The sequence below is a fragment of the Mycobacterium sp. 29Ha genome (assembly GCF_032883055.1).
Lineage (GTDB): Bacteria > Actinomycetota > Actinomycetes > Mycobacteriales > Mycobacteriaceae > Mycobacterium > Mycobacterium gallinarum.
Genome location: NZ_JAMQTI010000011.1, coordinates 144,303 through 163,970, shown reverse-complemented (window position 1 = coordinate 163,970; position 19,668 = coordinate 144,303). Strand labels below are relative to the sequence as shown.

At 67.0% G+C, this 19,668-nt stretch carries 17 protein-coding genes; 8 read left to right on the top strand and 9 right to left on the bottom strand.

The window, feature by feature from the left end; all coding sequences use genetic code 11:
- Positions 1-5 precede the first annotated feature (5 nt).
- Entirely contained in the window at positions 6-980 is a 975-nt protein-coding gene (locus tag M1248_RS16445; RefSeq protein ID WP_163733617.1) for a helix-turn-helix domain-containing protein, read from the bottom strand.
- 41 nt (positions 981-1,021) lie between these two features.
- On the opposite strand from M1248_RS16445, the gene M1248_RS16440 reads away from it, so the two are divergent.
- Together M1248_RS16440 and M1248_RS16435 are read left to right on the top strand one after the other, a co-directional pair.
- Entirely contained in the window at positions 1,022-2,179 is a 1,158-nt protein-coding gene (locus tag M1248_RS16440; RefSeq protein ID WP_317149074.1) for an acyl-CoA dehydrogenase family protein, read from the top strand.
- Complete coding sequence (locus M1248_RS16435) at positions 2,176-3,189, top strand: acyl-CoA dehydrogenase family protein (protein WP_163733611.1); 1,014 nt, start codon at positions 2,176-2,178, stop codon at positions 3,187-3,189. Before M1248_RS16440 ends, M1248_RS16435 begins: the two co-directional genes overlap by 4 nt.
- On the opposite strand, the gene M1248_RS16430 is transcribed toward M1248_RS16435, so the two are convergent.
- Genes M1248_RS16430 through M1248_RS16420 form a run of 3 tightly spaced genes read right to left on the bottom strand, consistent with a single transcriptional unit; the run spans position 3,167 to position 6,072 of the window.
- A complete protein-coding gene (locus M1248_RS16430) occupies positions 3,167-3,991 on the bottom strand; it encodes an arylamine N-acetyltransferase family protein (RefSeq protein ID WP_163733608.1) in 825 nt (274 codons plus the stop codon). The two genes, M1248_RS16435 and M1248_RS16430, sit on opposite strands and share 23 nt — an antisense overlap.
- Positions 3,992-4,042: 51 nt before the next feature.
- Positions 4,043-4,825, bottom strand: a complete 783-nt coding sequence (locus M1248_RS16425; RefSeq protein ID WP_163738048.1) for a crotonase/enoyl-CoA hydratase family protein — start codon at positions 4,823-4,825, stop codon at positions 4,043-4,045.
- Between the two features lie 17 nt (positions 4,826-4,842).
- Positions 4,843-6,072, bottom strand: coding sequence for a serine/threonine-protein kinase (locus M1248_RS16420; RefSeq protein ID WP_317149073.1), 1,230 nt, complete (start codon positions 6,070-6,072; stop codon positions 4,843-4,845).
- Between the two features lie 143 nt (positions 6,073-6,215).
- On the opposite strand from M1248_RS16420, the gene M1248_RS16415 reads away from it, so the two are divergent.
- Both M1248_RS16415 and M1248_RS16410 read left to right on the top strand, forming a co-directional pair.
- Entirely contained in the window at positions 6,216-6,959 is a 744-nt protein-coding gene (locus tag M1248_RS16415) for a lysophospholipid acyltransferase family protein (protein WP_232076677.1), read from the top strand.
- Between the two features lie 41 nt (positions 6,960-7,000).
- Positions 7,001-8,275 carry an alpha/beta hydrolase gene (locus tag M1248_RS16410; RefSeq protein ID WP_317149072.1) on the top strand — a complete coding sequence of 425 codons (1,275 nt, stop codon included), beginning with the start codon at positions 7,001-7,003 and terminating at the stop codon, positions 8,273-8,275.
- On the opposite strand, the gene M1248_RS16405 is transcribed toward M1248_RS16410, so the two are convergent.
- Positions 8,265-9,680, bottom strand: a complete 1,416-nt coding sequence (locus tag M1248_RS16405) for a wax ester/triacylglycerol synthase family O-acyltransferase (protein WP_317149071.1) — start codon at positions 9,678-9,680, stop codon at positions 8,265-8,267. The genes M1248_RS16410 and M1248_RS16405 overlap by 11 nt on opposite strands.
- A gap of 24 nt (positions 9,681-9,704) precedes the next feature.
- Positions 9,705-10,928, bottom strand: a complete 1,224-nt coding sequence (locus tag M1248_RS16400) for an alpha/beta hydrolase (RefSeq protein WP_163733594.1) — start codon at positions 10,926-10,928, stop codon at positions 9,705-9,707.
- A 176-nt stretch (positions 10,929-11,104) separates the two neighbouring features.
- On the opposite strand from M1248_RS16400, the gene M1248_RS16395 reads away from it, so the two are divergent.
- Both M1248_RS16395 and M1248_RS16390 read left to right on the top strand, forming a co-directional pair.
- On the top strand, positions 11,105-13,285 hold the full coding sequence (locus M1248_RS16395; RefSeq protein WP_317149070.1) for an acyl-CoA dehydrogenase: 2,181 nt from the start codon (positions 11,105-11,107) through the stop codon (positions 13,283-13,285).
- Positions 13,286-13,371: 86 nt separating this feature from the next.
- Positions 13,372-14,286, top strand: coding sequence for an alpha/beta hydrolase (locus tag M1248_RS16390; RefSeq protein WP_163733589.1), 915 nt, complete (start codon positions 13,372-13,374; stop codon positions 14,284-14,286).
- Here M1248_RS16390 and M1248_RS16385 read toward each other — a convergent pair.
- Genes M1248_RS16385 through M1248_RS16375 form a run of 3 tightly spaced genes read right to left on the bottom strand, consistent with a single transcriptional unit; the run spans position 14,283 to position 17,729 of the window.
- The gene (locus M1248_RS16385; protein ID WP_317149069.1) at positions 14,283-15,584 is read right to left on the bottom strand and encodes an amidohydrolase family protein; all 1,302 of its coding nucleotides are present in this window, start codon (positions 15,582-15,584) and stop codon (positions 14,283-14,285) included. The genes M1248_RS16390 and M1248_RS16385 overlap by 4 nt on opposite strands.
- The gene (locus tag M1248_RS16380; protein WP_317149068.1) at positions 15,578-16,693 is read right to left on the bottom strand and encodes a CoA transferase; all 1,116 of its coding nucleotides are present in this window, start codon (positions 16,691-16,693) and stop codon (positions 15,578-15,580) included. The genes M1248_RS16385 and M1248_RS16380 overlap by 7 nt, the downstream gene beginning before the upstream one ends.
- A 13-nt stretch (positions 16,694-16,706) precedes the next feature.
- Positions 16,707-17,729, bottom strand: a complete 1,023-nt coding sequence (locus M1248_RS16375; protein WP_317149067.1) for a MaoC family dehydratase — start codon at positions 17,727-17,729, stop codon at positions 16,707-16,709.
- 29 nt (positions 17,730-17,758) lie between these two features.
- On the opposite strand from M1248_RS16375, the gene M1248_RS16370 reads away from it, so the two are divergent.
- Positions 17,759-18,916, top strand: coding sequence for an acyl-CoA dehydrogenase family protein (locus tag M1248_RS16370; RefSeq protein ID WP_163733576.1), 1,158 nt, complete (start codon positions 17,759-17,761; stop codon positions 18,914-18,916).
- A complete protein-coding gene (locus tag M1248_RS16365; protein WP_163733574.1) occupies positions 18,916-19,644 on the top strand; it encodes a GntR family transcriptional regulator in 729 nt (242 codons plus the stop codon). The genes M1248_RS16370 and M1248_RS16365 overlap by 1 nt, the downstream gene beginning before the upstream one ends.
- Positions 19,645-19,668: the final 24 nt, after the last annotated feature.

The following is a 19,668-nucleotide window of genomic DNA, read 5'->3' as shown; positions in this document are numbered from 1 at the left end:
GTGCGTTACCTTTCGCGTGCCTTCATCATCCATTCGAGCGGGTCGCCGTGGCCGGTGCGGATGCCGTGGTGGGCGAGCATGGCCCTGGCCAGTCCGCGACGGTGCGCGGAGAAGGTCAGCACGTGGGCGACGATCCCGAAGAGCTGAAACGACTCCGGTGGATCGCATAGCGCGTCGATGACCGTATCGCCCAGTCGCCCGGCCGCCGAGTACTCCGAAACCATTGCGCTCCAGCGCTTTGCAATATCCGAGTGATGATCGGCCAGCCGTTCGGCCGTGCAGGTGTCGGGCTGCGTCGCCGCACGGTCGGGAAAATCTCGGCCTTCGATCGTCGCCAGCCACACCTGCTTGGTCCACACGAGGGCACCGAGCACCGCACCGACGCTGGCTTCGGGACCGTCCCATTCGAGCACCTGCTGTGCTGGCGAAATATCGCCTGCCCACTGCTCTTTGGACAGCGCGGTCGCCTGATCGATGAGGTAGGCGGTGTCGGCCAGGTCGTGAGCGACCATCAACCTCGAGATGTCGGGTTGTTCGGTCTCGCCGGACTTTTCGTCGCTGTCGAGCCAGAGAGAGTGTGGGGGATGGAAGTGCAGTCCGTTCGGCGCGGGCAGCCGGAACCCGATCTCGGCCGCCCGCGACGGCGGCGTCCCGAAGGTACGGCTGAACGCGCGGGAGAACACCTCGGCCGACGACCAGCCCTCGTCGGCGGCCACCGCCGATACGGACTCGCCCCGGTGCAGACGCCATGCCGCGCGCTCGAGCATGATGCGGCGCCGCAGCGCGGCCGGAGACTCCCCCGTCAGCCGTCGCACCTCCCGGGAGAAGTGGAACTCCGACGCGTAGCTGCTGCGCGCCATCTCCGGAACGTCGGTGTTGTCGGCGTCCACGACGGCGTCGAGCAGCTCGCGCAGTCGGTCGCGGTGGGATGGCTCGCTCACGATGTTCGAGTATGGTCGCCGCGGCCCTGGCAGGGACATGACAATTCCTGCTGCGGTGCCACGCTCTAGTGTCATAGCCAGTGACCAAATTTGACGAACTGTGCGCCAATGACCCGGAGCTGGCCGAACTACGATCGGCCATCCGGGAGTTTCTCGTCGCCGACCGCGAGAAGTTCGGCTGGGAGCCCGCGATCGACTCCTGGCTGGCCAGGTGGGACGGCGAATTCTCCGCCCGGCTGGCCGACGCGGGCTTCGTCGGCCTGACCATCCCGACCGAGTACGGCGGACACGGGCTGGGGCACCTGCACCGCTATGTGGTGACCGAGGAGTTGCTGGCTCACGGCGCGCCCGTCGCCGCCCACTGGTTCGCCGATCGTCAGTTCGCCCCGTCGCTGCTGTCCTACGGCAGCGACGAGCAGCGTCGGGAGTTTCTGCCGGTCATCGCCAAGGGCCGGCTGCATGCGGCGATCGGGATGAGCGAGCACGACGCAGGTTCCGACCTGGCCGCGGTCAAGACACGCGCCGACCGGGTCGACGGCGGCTGGTCGCTGAGCGGCACCAAGGTGTGGACCAGCGGCGCACATCTCGCGCAGCGGATCGTCGTGCTGGCCCGCACCAGTCCGCTCGATCCCGAGCATCGGCACGCCGGGTTCAGCCAATTCTTCGTGACGCTGGACTCCCCGGGCATCACGATCGACCCGATCGTGCAAATGGGCGGAGAACATCACTTCAACGAGGTGACGTTCGACGACGTGTTCGTGCCCGATAGCGACGTGCTGGGTAGCATCGGCGACGGCTGGCGGCAGGTCACCTCCGAGCTCGGCTTCGAGCGCAGCGGACCCGAACGCATCCTGTCGACGGTCACCTTGATATGCGACGTCATCCGCGCTCTGCCCGACGATGCCGACGACGGCACCGCGGCGGCGGTAGGTGACCTCGTGGCCCGGATGATTTCGCTTCGGCAGCTGTCGATTTCGGTGGCGCGCGCGCTCGCCGCCGGTGAGGACGCGGCGACCAGCGCCGCCCTGGTGAAGGATCTGGGCACCCGATTCGAGCAGGACTCCGTCGAGTTGGTCGCCGATCTCCTCGACCGAGTGGACGACGGTGGAACCCCGGACGCCCGGCGCCTGCGTGCGTTGTTGGACACCGCTCGACTGCATTCGCCGTTGTTCACGCTGCGCGGCGGCACCAACGAGGTCCTGCGGGGTGTGGTGGCACGAGGATTGGGTGTGCGGTGAACGAACTTAAACAACTCGTCGCCGACATCGGTGAGCGCGCGTTGGAAGCCCGGCACGGTAGACCCGCGTACCCCGACACATTCGACGAGAAGCTGTGGCGCAACCTCGAAGAGACCGGGCTGAGCCGGTTGACGTCCACCGAGGACGCCGGGCCCGCGGAAGCGGCGACACTGCTCACGGGTCTGGCCCGGAGTGCGGCAGCGGTGCCGATCGCCGAAACCGACCTATTGGCAATGTTTCTCGTGGCCAAGGCCAACGTCACCGTCCCTGAGACCGGACCGCTGACCGTCGCGCTGGCAGATGCCGACTTGCGCGACGGCACCGTCGCGGGAACGGCACACGATGTGCTGTGGGCGGACTCGACGCCCGTGGTAGTCGCCGCCAAGACGGCCGACGGCCTGTACGTCGGACTGGTGACCGCTGAACCGACCGCGACGAGCCACAACCTCGCCGGCGAGCCACGCGGCACATTCGACTTCGAGTTCCAGGCGCACGACGTGCTCGACGCTCAGGTAATCGACGAGTTCACCCGCCGTGGTGCATGGGCTCGTTGCGTGCAGGTGATCGGCGCACTCGAAGCCGCCCGAGATCTCACGGTGAGGCATACCAGCGAGCGTGTTCAGTTCGGCCGTCCGCTGTCCAAGTTCCAGGCGGTGCAGCACTCCCTGGCCGAGATGGCGGGTGAGATCGAGCGTGCCCGAGCCGCCACCGATCTGGCCGTCACCGCCGCCACCGACTTCGGATTCGACAGCGCGGCAACCGATTACGCGGTGACAGTGGCCAAGGTCGCCGTCGGCCGCGCCGTCGAGTCGGTGACCAGGATCGCGCACCAGCTGCACGGCGCGATCGGCGTGACCGTCGAACACCGGCTGTGGCTGTTCACGACGCGGGCCCGCAATTGGGTCGCCGATTTCGGTGCGACAACGCAGTACGCGCGGCGACTCGGGCGGATTGCACTCGCCGCCGAGGACCCGTGGCAGGTCGTGGTCAGCTGTCCAGAACCGCGTTGACGCGTGCTTCGACGTCCACCCGGTCGCCGAGGTCGGTCAGGTCGATCCCGAACCTGTCGGTCAGGGTGTCGAGCACGTCGGCTGCGGTTGCGAATCGGATGCGCTCGGTGGCCCCGCCGCTGTGAATAGCCAGGTTGCGGCCACGCAGATTCCAGCGGGCGTCGTCGGTGAGCAGCGCAACCGACAGCCCGACGACGAACGTCGACCGCGGATACGTTGACACATACCAACTTCCGACTTCACGGTCGATACGCGGGCGCGGTTGCGCGGTGAACATGTACAGCGTCTGCCAGTCGCCGCGAATCTGCGCCTGTAGCACGTAGCCATCTCCGTCGGAGAGAATGCGGTACGGCTCATGCCGGGTGGGCTGCACGGTGTCGACCTCGAGCCGAATGGGGGACGACAGGGTCTGTCCTCCGAAGCCGACGTCGACGAGCCACGGGCTGTCGTCACCGGGCACGGTCACCGACAACGCCTCGTGCGTCATCGCGGGCAATTCACCCGAGCTGTCCATCCACACCACGCGCCCGCCGAGTCGCTGCACTCCGAAACCCAACTCCGCCAGCGCATATCCCATCACGCCGTTCTGCTCGTAGCAGTAGCCGCCGCGACGCCGCGCCACGAGCTTGTCGAACAACGCGGCCCGGCCGAGATCGGCGACGGGGATACCCATCAACGGATCGAGATTCTCGAACGGGATCGCGCCGGTGTGGGCCGCGACAAGCGCATGCAGCGTCTCGTGCGTCGGCGTCGCCGGCCCGGCGTAGCCGATGCGAAGGAAGTAGTCGGACAGATCGGTCATGGCCGCCATCGTGCGACCTCAACTATTGTTGAGGTCAAGACGTCGCGGCTGTCAGGTGCCTGTCCACTTGGGCGCGCGCTTCTCGGCGAACGCGATCGCACCCTCCTTGGCGTCGTTGGACATGAAGACGGGCGCCAGGATGTTCATCTGGTTGGTCCACATTTCGTCAGACCCCCAATTGCGCGACTCGACGATGATCCGCTTCGTGGCGGCCACGGCCAGCGGCCCATTCGCGGTGATCTTCTCCGCCAGCGCAATCGCCGCGTCGAGCGCTTGACCCGGCTCGGCCAACACATTGACCAGGCCAAGCTCCTTGGCGCGGGTGGCGGGCAGGTTCTCACCGGTCAACGCCAATTCCATCGCAACGGCCGGCGGAATGCGCTGCGGCAGCCGCAACAGTCCGCCACCGCCGGCGACCAGGCCGCGCTTGACCTCGGGGATGCCGAACGCCGAGTCATTGGACGCCACGATCAGATCGGTGGCCAACGCCAACTCGCATCCGCCGGCCAGGCAGTACCCCTCGACCGCAGCGATCAACGGCTTGGCGGGCGGTTTTTCGGTGAAGCCCATGCCGCGGCCCTCGACCACGACGTTCTCGCCGCGCGCGAAGGCCTTCAGATCCATCCCCGCGGAGAACGAACCCCCGGCTCCGGTCAGCACCCCCACCGAGAGTCCGGCGTCGCCGTCGAGGCGGTCCATTGCCTCGGCGAGACCTCGGCTGACGTCGGCGTTCACGGCGTTGCGGGCCTGCGGCCGGTTGATGGTGATGATCAAAATCCGGTCGCGCTGCTCGACTAGGACTGCTTGTTCGCTGTTATCACTCACGCCGGTGATCGTAACGGCCCGCCCGGTCAGCCCTTCTTGCCGTTGCCGTTCCCCCTGCCTTTCGGTTTCTTCGGAGCCGGGGGCTCATCCACTACCGGAACGGAGCTCGTCGGCGGCGGCGGGGGCGGCGAACTCGTCGGGGGGGACGTCGGAGGAACGGTGGTGCTTGTGCTGATCGGCTGTGGAGATTGCGTGGTCGACGACGGATCGAGTGCCAGTGCGAGCGTTCCGACGATCAGCGCGACGAACGCGGCGGCCGCCAGCAGCAGTTTCCGCCCCCGGCTCATGGGCCTACGGCGAGCCGATGGCACGAAGTAATTGGCCGACGGAGCCGAGTTGGCCGATGGAGCCACGTAGTTGGCCGACGGAGCCAGCGGTTGTGCGAGCACCTTGGTTGACGGCCGGTGTTTCGCTGCCGTCGGTGTGGCCGAATACTGCACGTGCGGAGCGCCCGAGAGTGCGGCCCGCATCTCGAGGGCACTGCCGAATCTGGGCCTGGTGCCGTCGGCGCCCGTCGCGCGATTGATCACCGCGGCCAGGTCGGCGTCGACGTCGGGTCGTACCGCCTCGATCGGCGGGGGCGCATCGTCCAATATGGCCCGGATCAGCGACGCGGGGTTCTCCTGGGGATACGGTCGTCGCCCGCTGAGCGCTTCGTGTGCCATGACGCCCACCGCGTAGAGGTCGTCGGCGACCGACGCGGGAGCACCCTTGACCCGCTCGCGGCTCATGTACGCCATCGTTCCGACGATCTGCCCGGTTGCGGTGAGCGCGGCACCGGCCGTCTTCGCGATGCCGAAGTCGGCGACCTTCATAGCGCCGCCGTCATCGGTGACCAGGACGTTGCCGGGCTTGATGTCGCGGTGCACAATTCCCGCTGCATGGGCGGTCGCCAGCGCGCCCAACACGTCGTCGAGCATCGCCCGGACCCGATGCTGCGCCATGGGGCCCGCCGCGATCTCGTCATCCAGTGTGCGGCCCGGCAGCCGCTCCATCACGATGAACGGTGTCCCGTCGTGATCACCGCAATCGTGCACCGCCACGATGTTGGGATGGTTGAGCGAGGCGGCGGCCTGCGCCTCCGTCTCGAATCTGTGACGCGCATCGGCGTCGGCCTTAAAGGCGGGATACAGCAGCTTTATGGCCACTGGTCTGCTCAGACGGGTATCCCACCCGTCGTAGACCTCGGCCATTCCGCCTCGGCCGAGCAGGCCCCGCACCTCGTATCGGCCCGCAAGCATTTCGCGGCCCTCCATGGCCGATAACGTAGCCCGTGGGACAGTGCCTCAAACCAAGGTAAACTAGAACACGTTTCAATTTGAAGCGAGGGGAAGCACCTGTGACCGAGACCGAACCGTCGGAGCTCACCAAGTGGGATCCGGGTCTGACCGAGCGCGTCATGGGGATCATGCGGCCCTTCCTGAAGCGGTACTTCCGCTCGGAGACGCGAGGGCTCGAGAACATCCCGTCCGGCGGAGCGCTGCTGGTCTGCAACCACTCCGGTGGCATGCTGCCGATGGACGTTCCGATTCTGGCGGCCGACTTCTACGACCACCACGGCTACGACCGCCCTCTCTACACGCTGAGCCACGACATGCTGTCGGTTGGCCCAACGGGTGACTTCTTCAAAAAGATCGGTTACATCAGCGCCAACCACGCCAACGCCGATGAAGCGCTGCGGTCGGGCGGCCTGGTGGTGGTGTTCCCCGGCGGCGACTACGACGTATATCGGCCCACGTTCACCGAGAACGTGATCGACTTCGGCGGCCGCACCGGTTACGTGAAGGCCGCCCTGAACGCCGGGGTGCCGATCGTGCCCGCAGTGGGAATCGGTGGCCAAGAGACCCAGATCTTTCTCACGCGCGGGACCTGGCTGGCCAAGCGTCTGGGGCCCATCGCCCGTCTGGCGCGCACCAAGATCGTGCCGGTGTCCTTCGGTTTCCCGTTCGGGCTGTCCCTGGTGGTTCCGCCCAACATTCCGCTGCCGTCCAAGATCGTGATGAAGGTGCTGCCGGCTATCGACCTCACCGCCGAGTTCGGTGACGATCCCGACATCGACGAGATCGACGCGCATGTGCGGCACGTGATGCAGCGGGCGCTGGACGAACTGGCCAGCGAACGCCGGCTTCCGATACTGGGTTGAGCTGGTTTTGAATATCGGCCCGTTGGCTATCAAGAGGTTTCATGAGTAAGCGTCGCTATACGGTGCTGCGCGCGGTCGCAGAACTCGTCAACGCCGCCAACGGCGTACAACCCATCGCTCGCGAGGGTTACCCCACGATCCCGGTGTTCGCGTTCGGCTGGCCGACGTCGGAGATGTCACCGGTGTACATGGGCGTCTCGATGCTCGACGCGCTGCGCCGCGGCATTCGCGGCGACTTCCGCGGCACCTCGGGCCGAATCGCGTTGGTGTTGACGGCGATTGCGTGGGCTCTGCTCTACCTCATCCATCGTCGCAACGTGGCGTCAGAACCGCACTTCGAGGAACCGCTGCGCAGGGCGCTCGGCGACGACTACGAACAGATCGCCGCCCAGTCGCAGCCGGGACGCCGGCGCCGCGCCAATATCGGCGTGTGGCCGACCGACCTGGTCCGCAGACGCTACGTCGAGAAGGCCGGCATCGTGCAGTACGGTCCGCACGCCCGGTCGAACCGTGCCGACATCTGGCGTCGTGCCGACCTGCCCCGCGACGCCAAGGCACCCGTGCTGCTGCAGGTGCCCGGCGGCGCGTGGGCGATCGGAATGCGGCGCCCGCAGTCCTATGCCCTGCTGAGCCATATGGCCGAACGCGGCTGGGTGTGCTTGTCGATCGACTACCGCGTCAGCCCCAAGAACACCTGGCCCGACCACATCGTCGACGTCAAGCGTGCCATCGCGTGGATCAAGGAGAACATCGCCGACTACGGCGGCGACCCGGATTTCGTTGCGGTGACCGGGGGTTCGGCCGGTGGCCACCTTTCCTCGCTGGCCGCGTTGACGCCGAACGATCCGCAATGGCAGCCCGGATTCGAGGATGCCGACACGTCGGTCGTGGCCGCCGTGCCGATTTACGGCCGCTACGACTGGTTCACCTCCCACGGTTCCGGCCGCAAGGAGTTCATCGCGTTCCTGCAGAAGTTCGTGGTGAAAAAGCCGTTCGCGCAGAACAGGCAGACCTATCTCGACGCGTCCTCGATCAGGCGGTTACGCGCCGATGCGCCACCGTTTTTCATCCTGCACGGTCAAGACGACTCCATAATCCCGGTGGGTGAGGGCCGTGAGTTCGCCTCGGCGTTGCGCGAGGTGTCGACATCCACCGTCGCCTACGCGGAGATCCCGCACGCGCAGCACGCGTTCGACTTCTACTATGGGTCGCCACGCGCGCACTACACGGCGCGGGCGGTGGAGGTGTTCCTCTCCTGGGTGCACGCCAAGCGCCAGGCAAAGACAGAGTCGGCTGTGCCTGCGATCACGACATAGCGTTTTCGATCACCGTCAACTTCTCGGAAAGTCCACCGGCACAGCGAATTTCGATGAATGCGTCGACCATGGCATCGGTCAGCTCGTGCGGATCCAGCAGGGTGGCACCGTCGGAGAGCACCGACACATTGAGCTGGTCGACGTAGCTCCACACCGTGATGTTCAGCCCGCTGCCGGTGGTGAGCGGTCCGACCGAGTAGATCTCGGTGACCAGCGCGCCGCCGACGCGACCGGGCTCCCGCGGCCCAGGCACATTCGAGATCGGGATGTTCAGCACCTTGTTCTGGCCGTCCTTGTCCGCCAGCCAGTGAAACAGTCGCTCCGCGGGTGCCGGCGGGAAGTAGGACGACCACATGCTCACGAGTTCGGGGCCCATGAGGTGATGGGTTTCCTTGGCGTTCACCGCCGCGTCGTGCACGGCCTTCACCCGCTCCAACGGATCCTCGAGTTCGATCGGCACCACCATCATGACGCCGCTGAACCGGTTGCCCGAGATCCGGTCTTTGGAGAAGTCGAAACTCACTGGCACAGAAGCCAACAGCGGATGGTCGGCCTGGCCGTCGTATTTCAGTGACAGCTGCCGCAGGGCGCCCGCCGAGATCGCGAGCACCATGTCATTAATCGTGACGTTCAGGTGCTTCGCGGTTTCCTTCACATCGGCCAGCGACAGCGTCGCCGTCGCGAACTTGCGTTGCGCATCGACGCGATGGTTCATGAACGACGGCGGCGGGGTGAACGGTCGGGTGAGCTCGGGCGACAGCTTGCGCGAGCTCTGCCGCACGCGTCGAAGCCCTTTCGCCGTGTACGCGACCACACCCGGGAATCGGCCGATGTGCCGCATATGGTCGGCGAAGGCCGTTCGCAGAAGCTCGCCCTTGGTCGGCGGCGGGTCGGTGGCATACGAGTCGCGGTCGGCTTGCGAGCCCTGCTGCAGATCCATGCCGCGCGCCAACAGGTTCGCCGACGCCACACCGTCGGCGAGAGCGTGGTGGATCTTGCCCAGCACCGCGATCCGGCCGTTCGCGAGGCCTTCGATGAAGTACATCTCCCATAGCGGCCGACTGCGGTCAAGCGGGGTGCTGGCGATCCGCCCCACCGCCTCGTCGAGCTGACGGCGGCCACCGGGACTGTCGATCCGATACGGGCGGACGTGGTATTCGAGGTCGACCTCGCAGTTCTCCCGCCACATCGGGTGGTGGAACTTGAGCGGGACGTCGACGAGCTGATAGCAGAACGGCTCGAGTTTGTAGAGGCGACCGTGGATGACTTGGCGGAACTCATCGATGCCGAACGGCCGGCCCTTCAGCTCGGAAATGTCGATCACCGCGAGCTTGAGGGTGTGCATGTGCACGGTCGGCGTCTCGCTGTATAGCAGGACGGCGTCCCACCCGCTGAGTCTCTTCACAAGCTACCTCCCTGCCCGGGGCAGCTAGATGACCTTCTTCGCCCCGATCAGCGACCGGCTGCGGTGAATCTGGTTGAGGAACAACCCGATTGCGGTCGACATCGATCCCGTGCGAGCGCCGTCGATCATATCGAACGCATGCCCCGCGCCCGGCAGTTCGACGTAACCCACCACCGTTTGCGACACCGCGCGCATTTGCTCGACGAAGCTGCGCGCCTGCGCGACGGGGATGACGCTGTCGCCGGTGCCGTGGATGACCAGGAAGGGAGGTGCGTCGGAGTGCACGCGGGCAATCGGCGACGCCTTGCGGAAGACGTCGCGATGCTTGTCGAGCTTGCGCTTGACCACGACGCGTTCCAGGAAATCGACGAACCTGACCCGTTCGACAGTGGAGCGGTCCTCCCAGTCGTAACGGCCGTAGATCGGCACGACGGCGTCTACCGAGGTGTCGGAGCCCGCCGGAAGTTCGGCCTGCATCTCCGGATCGTTGGGGGTCAGGCCGGCCAGCGCCGCCAGGTGGCCGCCGGCCGAGGTGCCGCCGATCGTCACGAAGTTGCGGTCGCCGCCGAATTTGTCGACGTTGGCGCGCGCCCACGCGATCGCCGTCTTGACGTCGGTGATGTGCGACGGCCACGTGTGGTGTGGCGCCACTCGATAGTCGATGGACAGGCAGACCCAGCCGAGTTCGGCCAGGTGCGACATGAGCGCATAACCCTGCAGCAGCCGGCTGCCGTGTACCCAAGCGCCGCCCGGCACGAAGATGAACACGGGCGCGGGTTCGGCGGGCAGATCCTTGCGGCGCCACACGTCGAGAAGCTGAGACGGCCGCGGACCGTATTGCACTGACGTGCGGTGGACGTTGCGGCGCTGCTCCCGCATCTTCCACAGCGGGGGCACTTTCTCGGGTGCCGGCCATTCGATGTCAAGATCCTTGGCGTTGACGATGCCGCGCAGCGCCGTCGCGGTGACGTTCTGGGTGCTGTCGCGCTCGGCGCGCTTTTGCTCACCGCTGCCGGGGCTAAGCAAAGACTTCGCCGTCGCGTTCAGGAAGTCGGGGAGGTGGCGGTATCCCCAGACACTCATGGCGGTGGCAGCGCCAAGAGGCTCAAGATGTTTCCCGATGACGGGCAGGGACGCCGACGCCACGCTCATTGCCATGATGTAGTCCGAGGGCCCGGCGTTCAGCAACCACCGGGCACGTGTCCAGATCGTCGGTCCGGGGTACCGCGTGTCCGGTTGAGGAGACATTTCGCGACTGTACCCCGCTGGAGAGTTTCCAAACGACAACATTCGCCAGATGTCTAGCGATTGCACTCGAGACGTTATTTGTGACCCGGATCACGTAGACGCTGAGCTGCACCGGAGGGCTAGCGTGACATGACGAGCGTCATATGTAAGCCGAATGTGAATGAGGATTCCCCATCGTGAGTAAGTCAGCCCTGGCGATCACCGAAGAGCACACCGATCTTGCCGACGCGGCGTTTGGGCAGCTCAGCCGGGTGAAGAGCCGAGCCGCCGCTCGCTCGGCGCTCGAGGGCGGGCCCTCACATCCCGCCGACGTGTGGAAGGCGGCCGCCGACCTGGGCTGGACCGGCCTGGCGATCGCCGAGGAACACGGCGGGTCGGGCTTCGGGCTGTCCGAATTGGCGGTGGTCCTGGAGGCCCTGGGACACGAGCTGTGCCCCGGCCCGTTCCTGCCGAGCGTTGCCGCAGCCGTGGTCGTGGACCGCTGTGCATCGGATTCTCTTCGCGCACAATTACTTCCGGGGCTGGCCGACGGCACCACCATCGGTGCACTGGCCGTTTCAGGAAGTGTGACGATCGGTTCCGATCTGGTGGTGACCGGCGAGAGCCCCGCCGTGCTGGGCGCTCCCGACGCCGACGTGCTCGTCGTTGTCGCCGGTGAGGACGTTGTGGTGGTCGACGCTAGCCAGAAAGCGAAGGCGGACGGTGTCACCGTGACGGCGCTGGAGTCGCTGGATCCCACCAGAAGCCTCGGATCCGTCGCGCTGAGCGGCGTGAGTGTCGCCGACGACCGGGTGCTGCGCGGCGCCGCCCGCAAGGCACGCACGGTGTTCCGGATCCTGGCGTCGGCCGAGGCGGTCGGCGTCAGCTGGGCGACACTCGAGATGGCCGTCGAGTACGCCAAGGTGCGCGAGCAGTTCGGCCGCACGATCGGCACGTTCCAGGCCGTCAAGCACCATGCCGCCAACATGCTCGTCAACTCCGAGGAGACCACCGCGGCGACCTGGGATGCGGCGCGCGCCGACGATCTGGACACGGCGTGGTTCGCCGCCGCGGTCGCCGCGTCGCATGCGATCCGGACTCAGGTCTTCAACTCGCAGAACAACATTCAGCTGCACGGCGGTATCGGTTTCACCTGGGAGCATGATTCACATCTGTATCTGCGTCGCGCCCGCACCCTCGCCGCGTTGATGCAGGAGGCTGGCGATCCGCTGCTCGACGTCGTCGAGGGCCAGCGCAGCGGCCAGGCGCACGGCGCGTCGTTCACGTTGCCCGAGGACGCCGAGAAGTACCGCGAGCAGGCGCGCGAGGCCGTCGCGACGCTGCGCGGGTTGCCCACCGACCAGCAGCGCGACTTTCTCGTCGACTCCGGCTATCTGGTGCCGCACTGGCCCAAGCCGTGGGGCCGCGCCGCGGACGTGCTCGAGCAGTTGGTCATCGAGGAGGAGTTCGCCGGTGTCGACCGCCCGGACATGGGCATCACCGGGTGGGTGACGCTGACGATCTCGCAGGCGGGCACCGACGACCAGCGTGAGCGGTGGGTCGAGCCGGTACTGCGCGGTGAGGTCATGTGGTGCCAGCTGTTCTCCGAGCCCGGTGCGGGCAGCGACGCCGCGGCGGTGCGCACGTCGGCCAAGAAGGTCGACGGCGGGTGGCGCGTCACCGGACAGAAGGTGTGGACCAGCCTGGCGCACCTGTGTCAGTGGGGTCTGGCCACCGTGCGTACCGATCCCGACGCTCCCAAGCACGCCGGCGTCACCATGATGGCCATCGACATGAAATCCGAAGGCGTCACGGTCAATCCGCTGAAGGGCCTGACCGGTCACGCACACTTCAACGAGGTGTTCTTCGACGACGTCTTCGTGCCCGACGCGGACGTGGTCGGCGACGTGAACAAGGGCTGGCTGGTGGCCCGCGCGACGCTGGGCAACGAGCGCGTGTCGATCGGCGGCGGCTCGGGCGGCACGAGTGGCTTCTCCGCCGATGATCTGATCAAGCTGCTCGACAATGCGCCCGCCGAAACCGCCGCGTATTACGTGCGTCGTGCGGGTGAGGTGATCGCCGAGTCCCACACGCTGCGGCTGCTGAATCTGCGCCGGGTCACGCGCGCGATCGCCGGGTCCGAACCCGGCCCCGAGGGCAACGTCACCAAGCTGCTGGTCGCCGAGGCCGGCCAGCGGATGACCGAGCTGGGCCTGGAGTTGGCCGGCTCGGCGGCCATCGTCGGGCAGACGCCGACCCTGACGCTTTCCTACCTAGGCAATCGGGCCATGACCATCGCGGGCGGCACCTCCGAGATCACCCGCAACACGATCGCCGAGCGCATCCTGGGACTGCCCCGCGATCCGCTGCTGAAGTGACTCCACGCCGGTAATCGAGGTGGTCCGTGCGCTGTACCGCGGGCACCGCATCGCCGTCGAAACCACGCTGGCGTAATACTGGTTTGGTGGCAGGCGCCTTCAACCCTTCAGACTTCCATCCGGATCTGCGCCGCATCGCGCGTTTGGTCCCCAAGCAGGTGGTGACGCCGGTGACGCTGCCGGCCATTCGGTTGGTCACCCGCAAGATGTGGCGACGCGTCCCGAAGGACGTCGAGGCGCTGACCCTGCCGTCGGGTGTCGGGGTGCGGCTGTATCGGCCGTCCGGCGCTGTTCATCCCGGACCCGCGCTGGTGTGGATCCACGGCGGCGGCTACGTCATCGGCCATCCCGGCCAGGACGACCAGCTGTGCCGACGCTACGCCCAGCGTCTCGGCGCCACGGTCGCCTCGGTGGATTACCGACTGGCCCCCGAGCACCCGTATCCGGCCCCGCTCGAGGACTGCTACGCGGCACTGAACTGGTTGGCCGGACTTCCGACGGTCGACGCGAACCGGGTCGCGATCGGCGGTGCCAGCGCGGGCGGCGGACTCGCGGCGGCGCTGGCGCTGCTCGCCCGCGATCGCGGTGACATCGCAGTGGCCGCCCAATTGCTGGTCTACCCGATGCTCGACGACCGCACTGTGGGCCGTGACGTACAGGAGCATCCGGGCCTGCGGCTGTGGAACCGCCAGAACAACAGGTTCGGGTGGGCGGCCTACCTGGGCGACGCCGACCGCGACATCGCCGTGCCCGCACGCCGGACCGATCTGAGCGGCCTACCACCGGCGTGGATGGGTGTCGGAACGCTCGACCTGTTCCACGACGAGGACCTCGCGTATGCCGAGCGACTGAAGGCAGCCGGCGTGCCGTGTGACGTGCAGATCGTCAAAGGTGCGTTCCACGGATTCGACGGAATCGTCCCGAAAGCCGCAGTGTCGCAAGCATTTTTCAACAGTCAGTGCACCATGCTGCAGCGACTGCTCGCGCCGGCGGCCGCCTAGCCCCCGATCACCACGGTCCCGGCGATGACCGTGGCAGCGACGAGACCGGAGTCGAGCTCTTTCAGCACCTCGTGCGGTTTAGCGCCCAGCACGCACAGGTCGCCCGGCTGACCCGGCGCGATCCGGCGCGGCACCGTCGGCGCGTCGGCCGCACCGAAGAACATCGTCAGCGCGTCGCGCGGCGCCACGCGTTCGTCGGTCCCGAGTACCGCGCCTCCACCGGTGGTGCGAAAGACCGCCGCGCGCATCGCCTTCCACGGGTCGTCATGACCGAACGGCATGTCAGTCGAGAGCGCCACCGGCACCTTGGCGGCCAACAGCGAAGCCACCCGCCACAGCTCGTGATGCTCGGCGACGGGCACGTCGTCCAGATACTGGTCACCGCGCTCGGCGACGAAGTTGGGCTGCGTCACGACGGTCACGCCAACGTCGACGACGTCGGCCATACTGGCCTCGGGCACCACCGCGGCATGTTCAATGCGGTCGTGCGGATGACCGCCCGCCGCGCGCAGTGCCGCCAGGGTGATCACCAGTTGCGCAGCGGTGACGCAGTGCACCGCGACCGGCGCGTCATCGGCGTGCCGCTGCGCGATCCACTCGGTCAGGTCTGCGAGATCGAGGTCGGTGTCGTGCAGTATGCGCTTGCCCGGCGCCAGGCAGTGCACCCGCTGACGCAGTTCGCCGCGACGGTGGGCGTCCAGGAGTTTGACGACATCCCCGACCTCTAGATCCGGGGTCGCATCGGTGACACCGGTCACCCCGTAGGCGGTCAACCGTGCGCTGACGTCGGCGAGCCCGATCTCGTTGCGCTGCAACGTGTCCGACCACGTGTGGTCGGAACTGCGCAGCCGCCCGTCCGGGTGATCGGTGAGTCCGACTCGTGCCAAGCCCGCCGAGTTCAGCGTCCACAGGACGCCGCTGCGGTGCTGGACCCTGACCGGTACCGGCGGCGAGACGTCGTCCAAGGTGGCTCTGTCCAGCGGCCCGGCGACTGCCTCGTGATACCCAACGGCCCTGACCCAGCCGTCATCGCCGACATCGGCGGCCGCGAGTACCCGCGCCAAGTCGGTGCGGGTGTGCACTTCGGCCGGCCCCACCCGGACCGACGTCAATGCCGCTGCGGCCGAACGGAGGTGGACGTGATGATCGTGCAGGCCGGGAATCACCGTGCCGCCCCCGGCGTCGTATACCTGCTCGCCGGGTAGGGTCTCGAGCCGCGGCTCGACCGCGATGATCCGGTCCTCCACGCGGATGTCGACGACACCCCCGTCGAGGAGTGCCGCACGTTGAATCAGCATGCGGCAGAATGCTTGTCGACGATCAACTGTTCCACGATCCCGTTGTCCGCACCCAACTCCGAGGCCTTGGTGGACAGCTGTGGCGTCGCACTGCAACGGGTCTCGCCGGCATTCGGCAGTTCGGCGTAGGTCGCGGCGACGGCCGACATCGAGAACTCGATCAGCTCACCGCCGCCCCTGCGCAACGACTGCGCCACCGCCAACGCCGCTTCCAGACCGGTCAGCGGGTCGGCGATCGCGTCACCGCAGAAGACCGGCGAATCGTCACCACCGCAGACCAACCCGCCGGAGACGGCCGCATCGTCACCGAAGGCGACCCAGTTGGCGTGCTCCTCCCTGGTGCCGTGGCCGGTGATCCTCAGCCAGACTTTGCCGTCTCGCGGACCGATCGCCACCGGTCCGAGTCCACGGCGGTTCAATGCCGACGCGCGCGACGACTCGATCACGACATCGGCGGCGGCAAGCAGGGCCCGCAATCCGGTGGGATCGTCGAAATCCGCCAGATACGAGAGCTTTCCACCGTTCATCCAGTCGAAGAACGCCGGCGCTCCCGCGCGTGCCCCATCGGGGCGCGAAACGCTTTCGACCTTCACGACGGTCGCACCAGCACGCGCGAGCAGTTGTCCGCAGAGCGGGCCAGCCCACATCGCGGACAGGTCGGCGACCAGGAGTCGCGAGGGGCTGCGGGCTATGGTCGCCGCGCCGAACGGGTAGATGCGCGGCGCTTCGGCGGGCGTCTCGCCGAGCGCGGCGGCCGGAAGCCCAAGCAGGCGAGCGCGTTCGGTGATCTCGGCGCTGTCGCGTTCGATGATCCAGCGGTGCACCGCGGGCCAGACGTCATCGCCGACGGCATCCGCCTCTATCAGTGCGGGCACCGTGTCGACGTCATCGGGACGCGACAGCGTCAGCGCACACCACCCGTCGCGGCTTGGCATCAGATGCGTCGCCCCACCGGCGGAGACTCGGCCCTGCGGTGTGTGGCCGAGTAACCCTGCGCGGCCCGCGATCATGACGTCGGCGTCAACCTCGGTGTCGGTGAGGGTGCGAAAACCGTTGGCGACACGGCGAGCCCGCGACACTACTCCAACGGGGACCGCCAACGACGTCACAGCCCTATTGTGCTCAGAACTGCAGAGCAGTAAAGCGCCAGTCCAGTACCTGCTGGTCAGGCTCACCTGGGTTGATCCCCCCAGTCGCTTCGCTCCTACCCCCTGGAACCGCGTAGACCACGGACCGCAACTCGAGAACACCGCCGCGACCGTCGGGCAGCGGCACCGCGCCCTCGACATGCAGTTCGCTGTAGAGCGTGTCGCCCTCATGTACCGGTGCGGTGTGGTCACAGGACCGCCAGCCCAACACCGTCACCAAGTTGGGCAACAGCCGACTGGCTTGCGCCAACGCCAATCCGATGGTGTGGCCGCCATACACCAGCCGTTGGCCGCTGCCTCGCCAATCATGATGGGTGGCCGCGATATTCAGCGTCAGCCGCGCGAGTTCGGGTGCACTGCTGACGACGTCGGCGCTGCTGTGCAGCACGGCGCCGGCAAGCTCCGCATCGAAATGTGCTCCAGGTACCTTGGCGCGGTAGGCGTCGGCATTCCAGTCAGCCGTCGGGTCGGGCACCGGCGCCTGATCGAGGCCGATCACCGACATGTCATCGGCATGGCCGGTGTCGGGTGCCTTCTCGCTGAGCGGCAACATCGCGCAGCGGTGGAAGTCGAGGACCAGTCGGCCGACGTCGTCGACGGTCGTCATCCGCAACGCCGCGAGACCGGTCGGAGCACGGCCGGGCTTCATCGAGTTCTGTTTCAGCCCAACGACTTCGGTGCGGGTGAACAATGTGTCACCAATGACCGGGTAGCGTTGGAACGTCAGCCCGCGGTAGAACAGGTTGGCCGTGACCCGCTGCGTCACCAGCGTCGTCTGCCCGATCGCCACGTCGCACACGAGCGCCGGATGGGCCAACGGCGCGGGGGCGCCGGTGACGGCCGTCGACAGTTCGGCATCGAGGGCGAGGCGCAGACGGTCGCCGATGATCGACTGGTGCACGGCCGCGGCGCCGGCGGTCAATGTCATCGATGGTGCGGCGTCGAAGACCTGGCCGACCTCCAGATCGTCGAAGTATGGGCCGGTCACGGCAGCCATGTTGGCATTAGGCCGCACAAAGTGTCAATATGGCCGTACAAATGTTGACGCAAGAAGAAGCCATGCTGGTGGAGACGGTGCGGGCCTTCGTGGACCGTGACGTCAAACCCGCCGTCCGGGAGACCGAACACGCCAACGAGTACCCGCAGGCGTGGATCGATCAGATGAAGCGGATCGGTATCTACGGTCTGGCCATCCCCGAGTCGTACGGCGGTTCCCCGGTGTCGATGCCGTGCTACGTCGAGGTCACCCAGGAACTCTCGCGGGGCTGGATGAGTCTGGCCGGCGCGATGGGCGGGCACACCGTGGTCGCGAAGCTGCTGGGGCTGTTCGGCACCGAGGAGCAGAAGCAGCGGTATCTGCCGCCGATGGCGACCGGTGAGTTGAGGGCGACGATGGCGCTCACCGAGCCCGGCGGCGGGTCGGATCTGCAGAACATGAGCACCGTCGCGGCCACCGAGGGCTCCGATCTGGTCATCAACGGGTCCAAGACCTGGATCAGCAACGCTCGTCGCTCCGGCCTGATCGCCCTGCTGTGCAAGACCGATCCGACCGCGACGCCGAAGCACAAAGGCATCTCGGTGGTGCTGGTCGAGCACGGCGACGGTCTGACGGTGTCACGGGATCTGCCGAAGCTGGGTTACAAGGGCGTCGAGTCCTGCGAATTGACCTTCGCCGACTATCGCCTGCCCGCGACCGCGATCCTCGGCGGCGAGCCCGGGAAGGGCTTCGCGCAGATGATGAAAGGCCTCGAAACAGGCCGTATTCAGGTCGCGTCACGCGCACTCGGTGTGGCCACCGCGGCACTCGAGGACGCGCTGAAGTACGCCCAGGAGCGCGAGAGCTTCGGCCAGCCGATCTGGAAACACCAGTCGATCGGCAACTACCTGGCCGACATGGCGACCAAGCTGACTGCCGCACGGCAGCTGACGCTGTATGCCGCGCAGCGCTACGACAGCGGCGAACGGTGCGATATGGAGGCCGGGATGGCGAAGCTGTTCGCCTCCGAGGTGGCGATGGAGATTGCGCTGAACGCCGTCCGGATCCATGGCGGCTACGGCTATTCGACCGAGTTCGACGTCGAGCGGTACTTCCGCGATGCACCACTGATGATCGTCGGTGAGGGAACGAACGAGATTCAGCGCAATGTGATCGCCGCCCAACTGGTTGCCCGCGGCGGCATCTAGTGCGATCAGCGCCCGCGTACCAGACCCTGCGCGAGCAACTTCGCGACGATATCGCAGCGGGTCGGTACAGCGACGGCTCTCGATTGCCCACCGAATCCGAACTGGTCGAGCGCCATGGCCTTTCACGGCAGACGGTGCGACGGGCGTTCCAGGATCTGGTCGCCGAAGGCGTGGTGTACCGGGTGCCGGGGCGCGGCACGTACGCCAGCGAGACCGGGCAACGCTATCTGCGGCAGCTCGGCTCGATCGAAGACCTGATGAGCCTGTCGGACGACACCACGATGGAAGTGCTCACCGGGCTGCGCAGGCGGGTGGACCTGCACGCCGCCAGCCGGTTGCGGCTCGACGACGACGTCGTCTATTCGGTGGTGTTCCGGCGGCTGCACGACGGTGTGCCGTTCGTTATGACGACTGTGCACCTGGTTCCCGCGGTCGCCCATGCGGTGCTGTCGTCGCCCGAACTCCGAGACGGTGCTGTCGGCACCCAGACCGTGATCGGCATCCTCGAGCCGCATCTGATCCAGCCGATCACCGAAGCGGCGCAGTCGATTACGGTCGCGCCCGCCGAGCTTGCCGTCGCGGAGGCGGTGTCGTGCGAACCCGGCCATCCCATGCTGCGGGTGGACCGGCTCTACTCCGACGCGAGCCACCACCCCGTCGAGTTGTCCGTCAGCCACTTCCTGCCCGAGCAGTACACCTATCGGGTGACGTTGCGTCGGTCGGGCTAGTTTGTGATTTCGGCGCGCTGATCA

What these genes read in the sequence shown, in the direction of transcription:
- M1248_RS16430 (WP_163733608.1), bottom strand. Translation starts at nt 3,991, where the DNA reads ATGACCGATCTGTCCGACTACTTCCTTCGCATCGGCTACGCCGGGCCG.
- M1248_RS16415 (WP_232076677.1), top strand. Translation starts at nt 6,216, where the DNA reads ATGGGGATCATGCGGCCCTTCCTGAAGCGGTACTTCCGCTCGGAGACG.
- M1248_RS16400 (WP_163733594.1), bottom strand. Translation starts at nt 10,928, where the DNA reads ATGTCTCCTCAACCGGACACGCGGTACCCCGGACCGACGATCTGGACA.
- M1248_RS16410 (WP_317149072.1), top strand. Translation starts at nt 7,001, where the DNA reads ATGAGTAAGCGTCGCTATACGGTGCTGCGCGCGGTCGCAGAACTCGTC.
- M1248_RS16445 (WP_163733617.1), bottom strand. Translation starts at nt 980, where the DNA reads ATGTCCCTGCCAGGGCCGCGGCGACCATACTCGAACATCGTGAGCGAG.
- M1248_RS16420 (WP_317149073.1), bottom strand. Translation starts at nt 6,072, where the DNA reads ATGGAGGGCCGCGAAATGCTTGCGGGCCGATACGAGGTGCGGGGCCTG.
- M1248_RS16385 (WP_317149069.1), bottom strand. Translation starts at nt 15,584, where the DNA reads ATGCTGATTCAACGTGCGGCACTCCTCGACGGGGGTGTCGTCGACATC.
- M1248_RS16375 (WP_317149067.1), bottom strand. Translation starts at nt 17,729, where the DNA reads ATGGCTGCCGTGACCGGCCCATACTTCGACGATCTGGAGGTCGGCCAG.
- M1248_RS16370 (WP_163733576.1), top strand. Translation starts at nt 17,759, where the DNA reads ATGGCCGTACAAATGTTGACGCAAGAAGAAGCCATGCTGGTGGAGACG.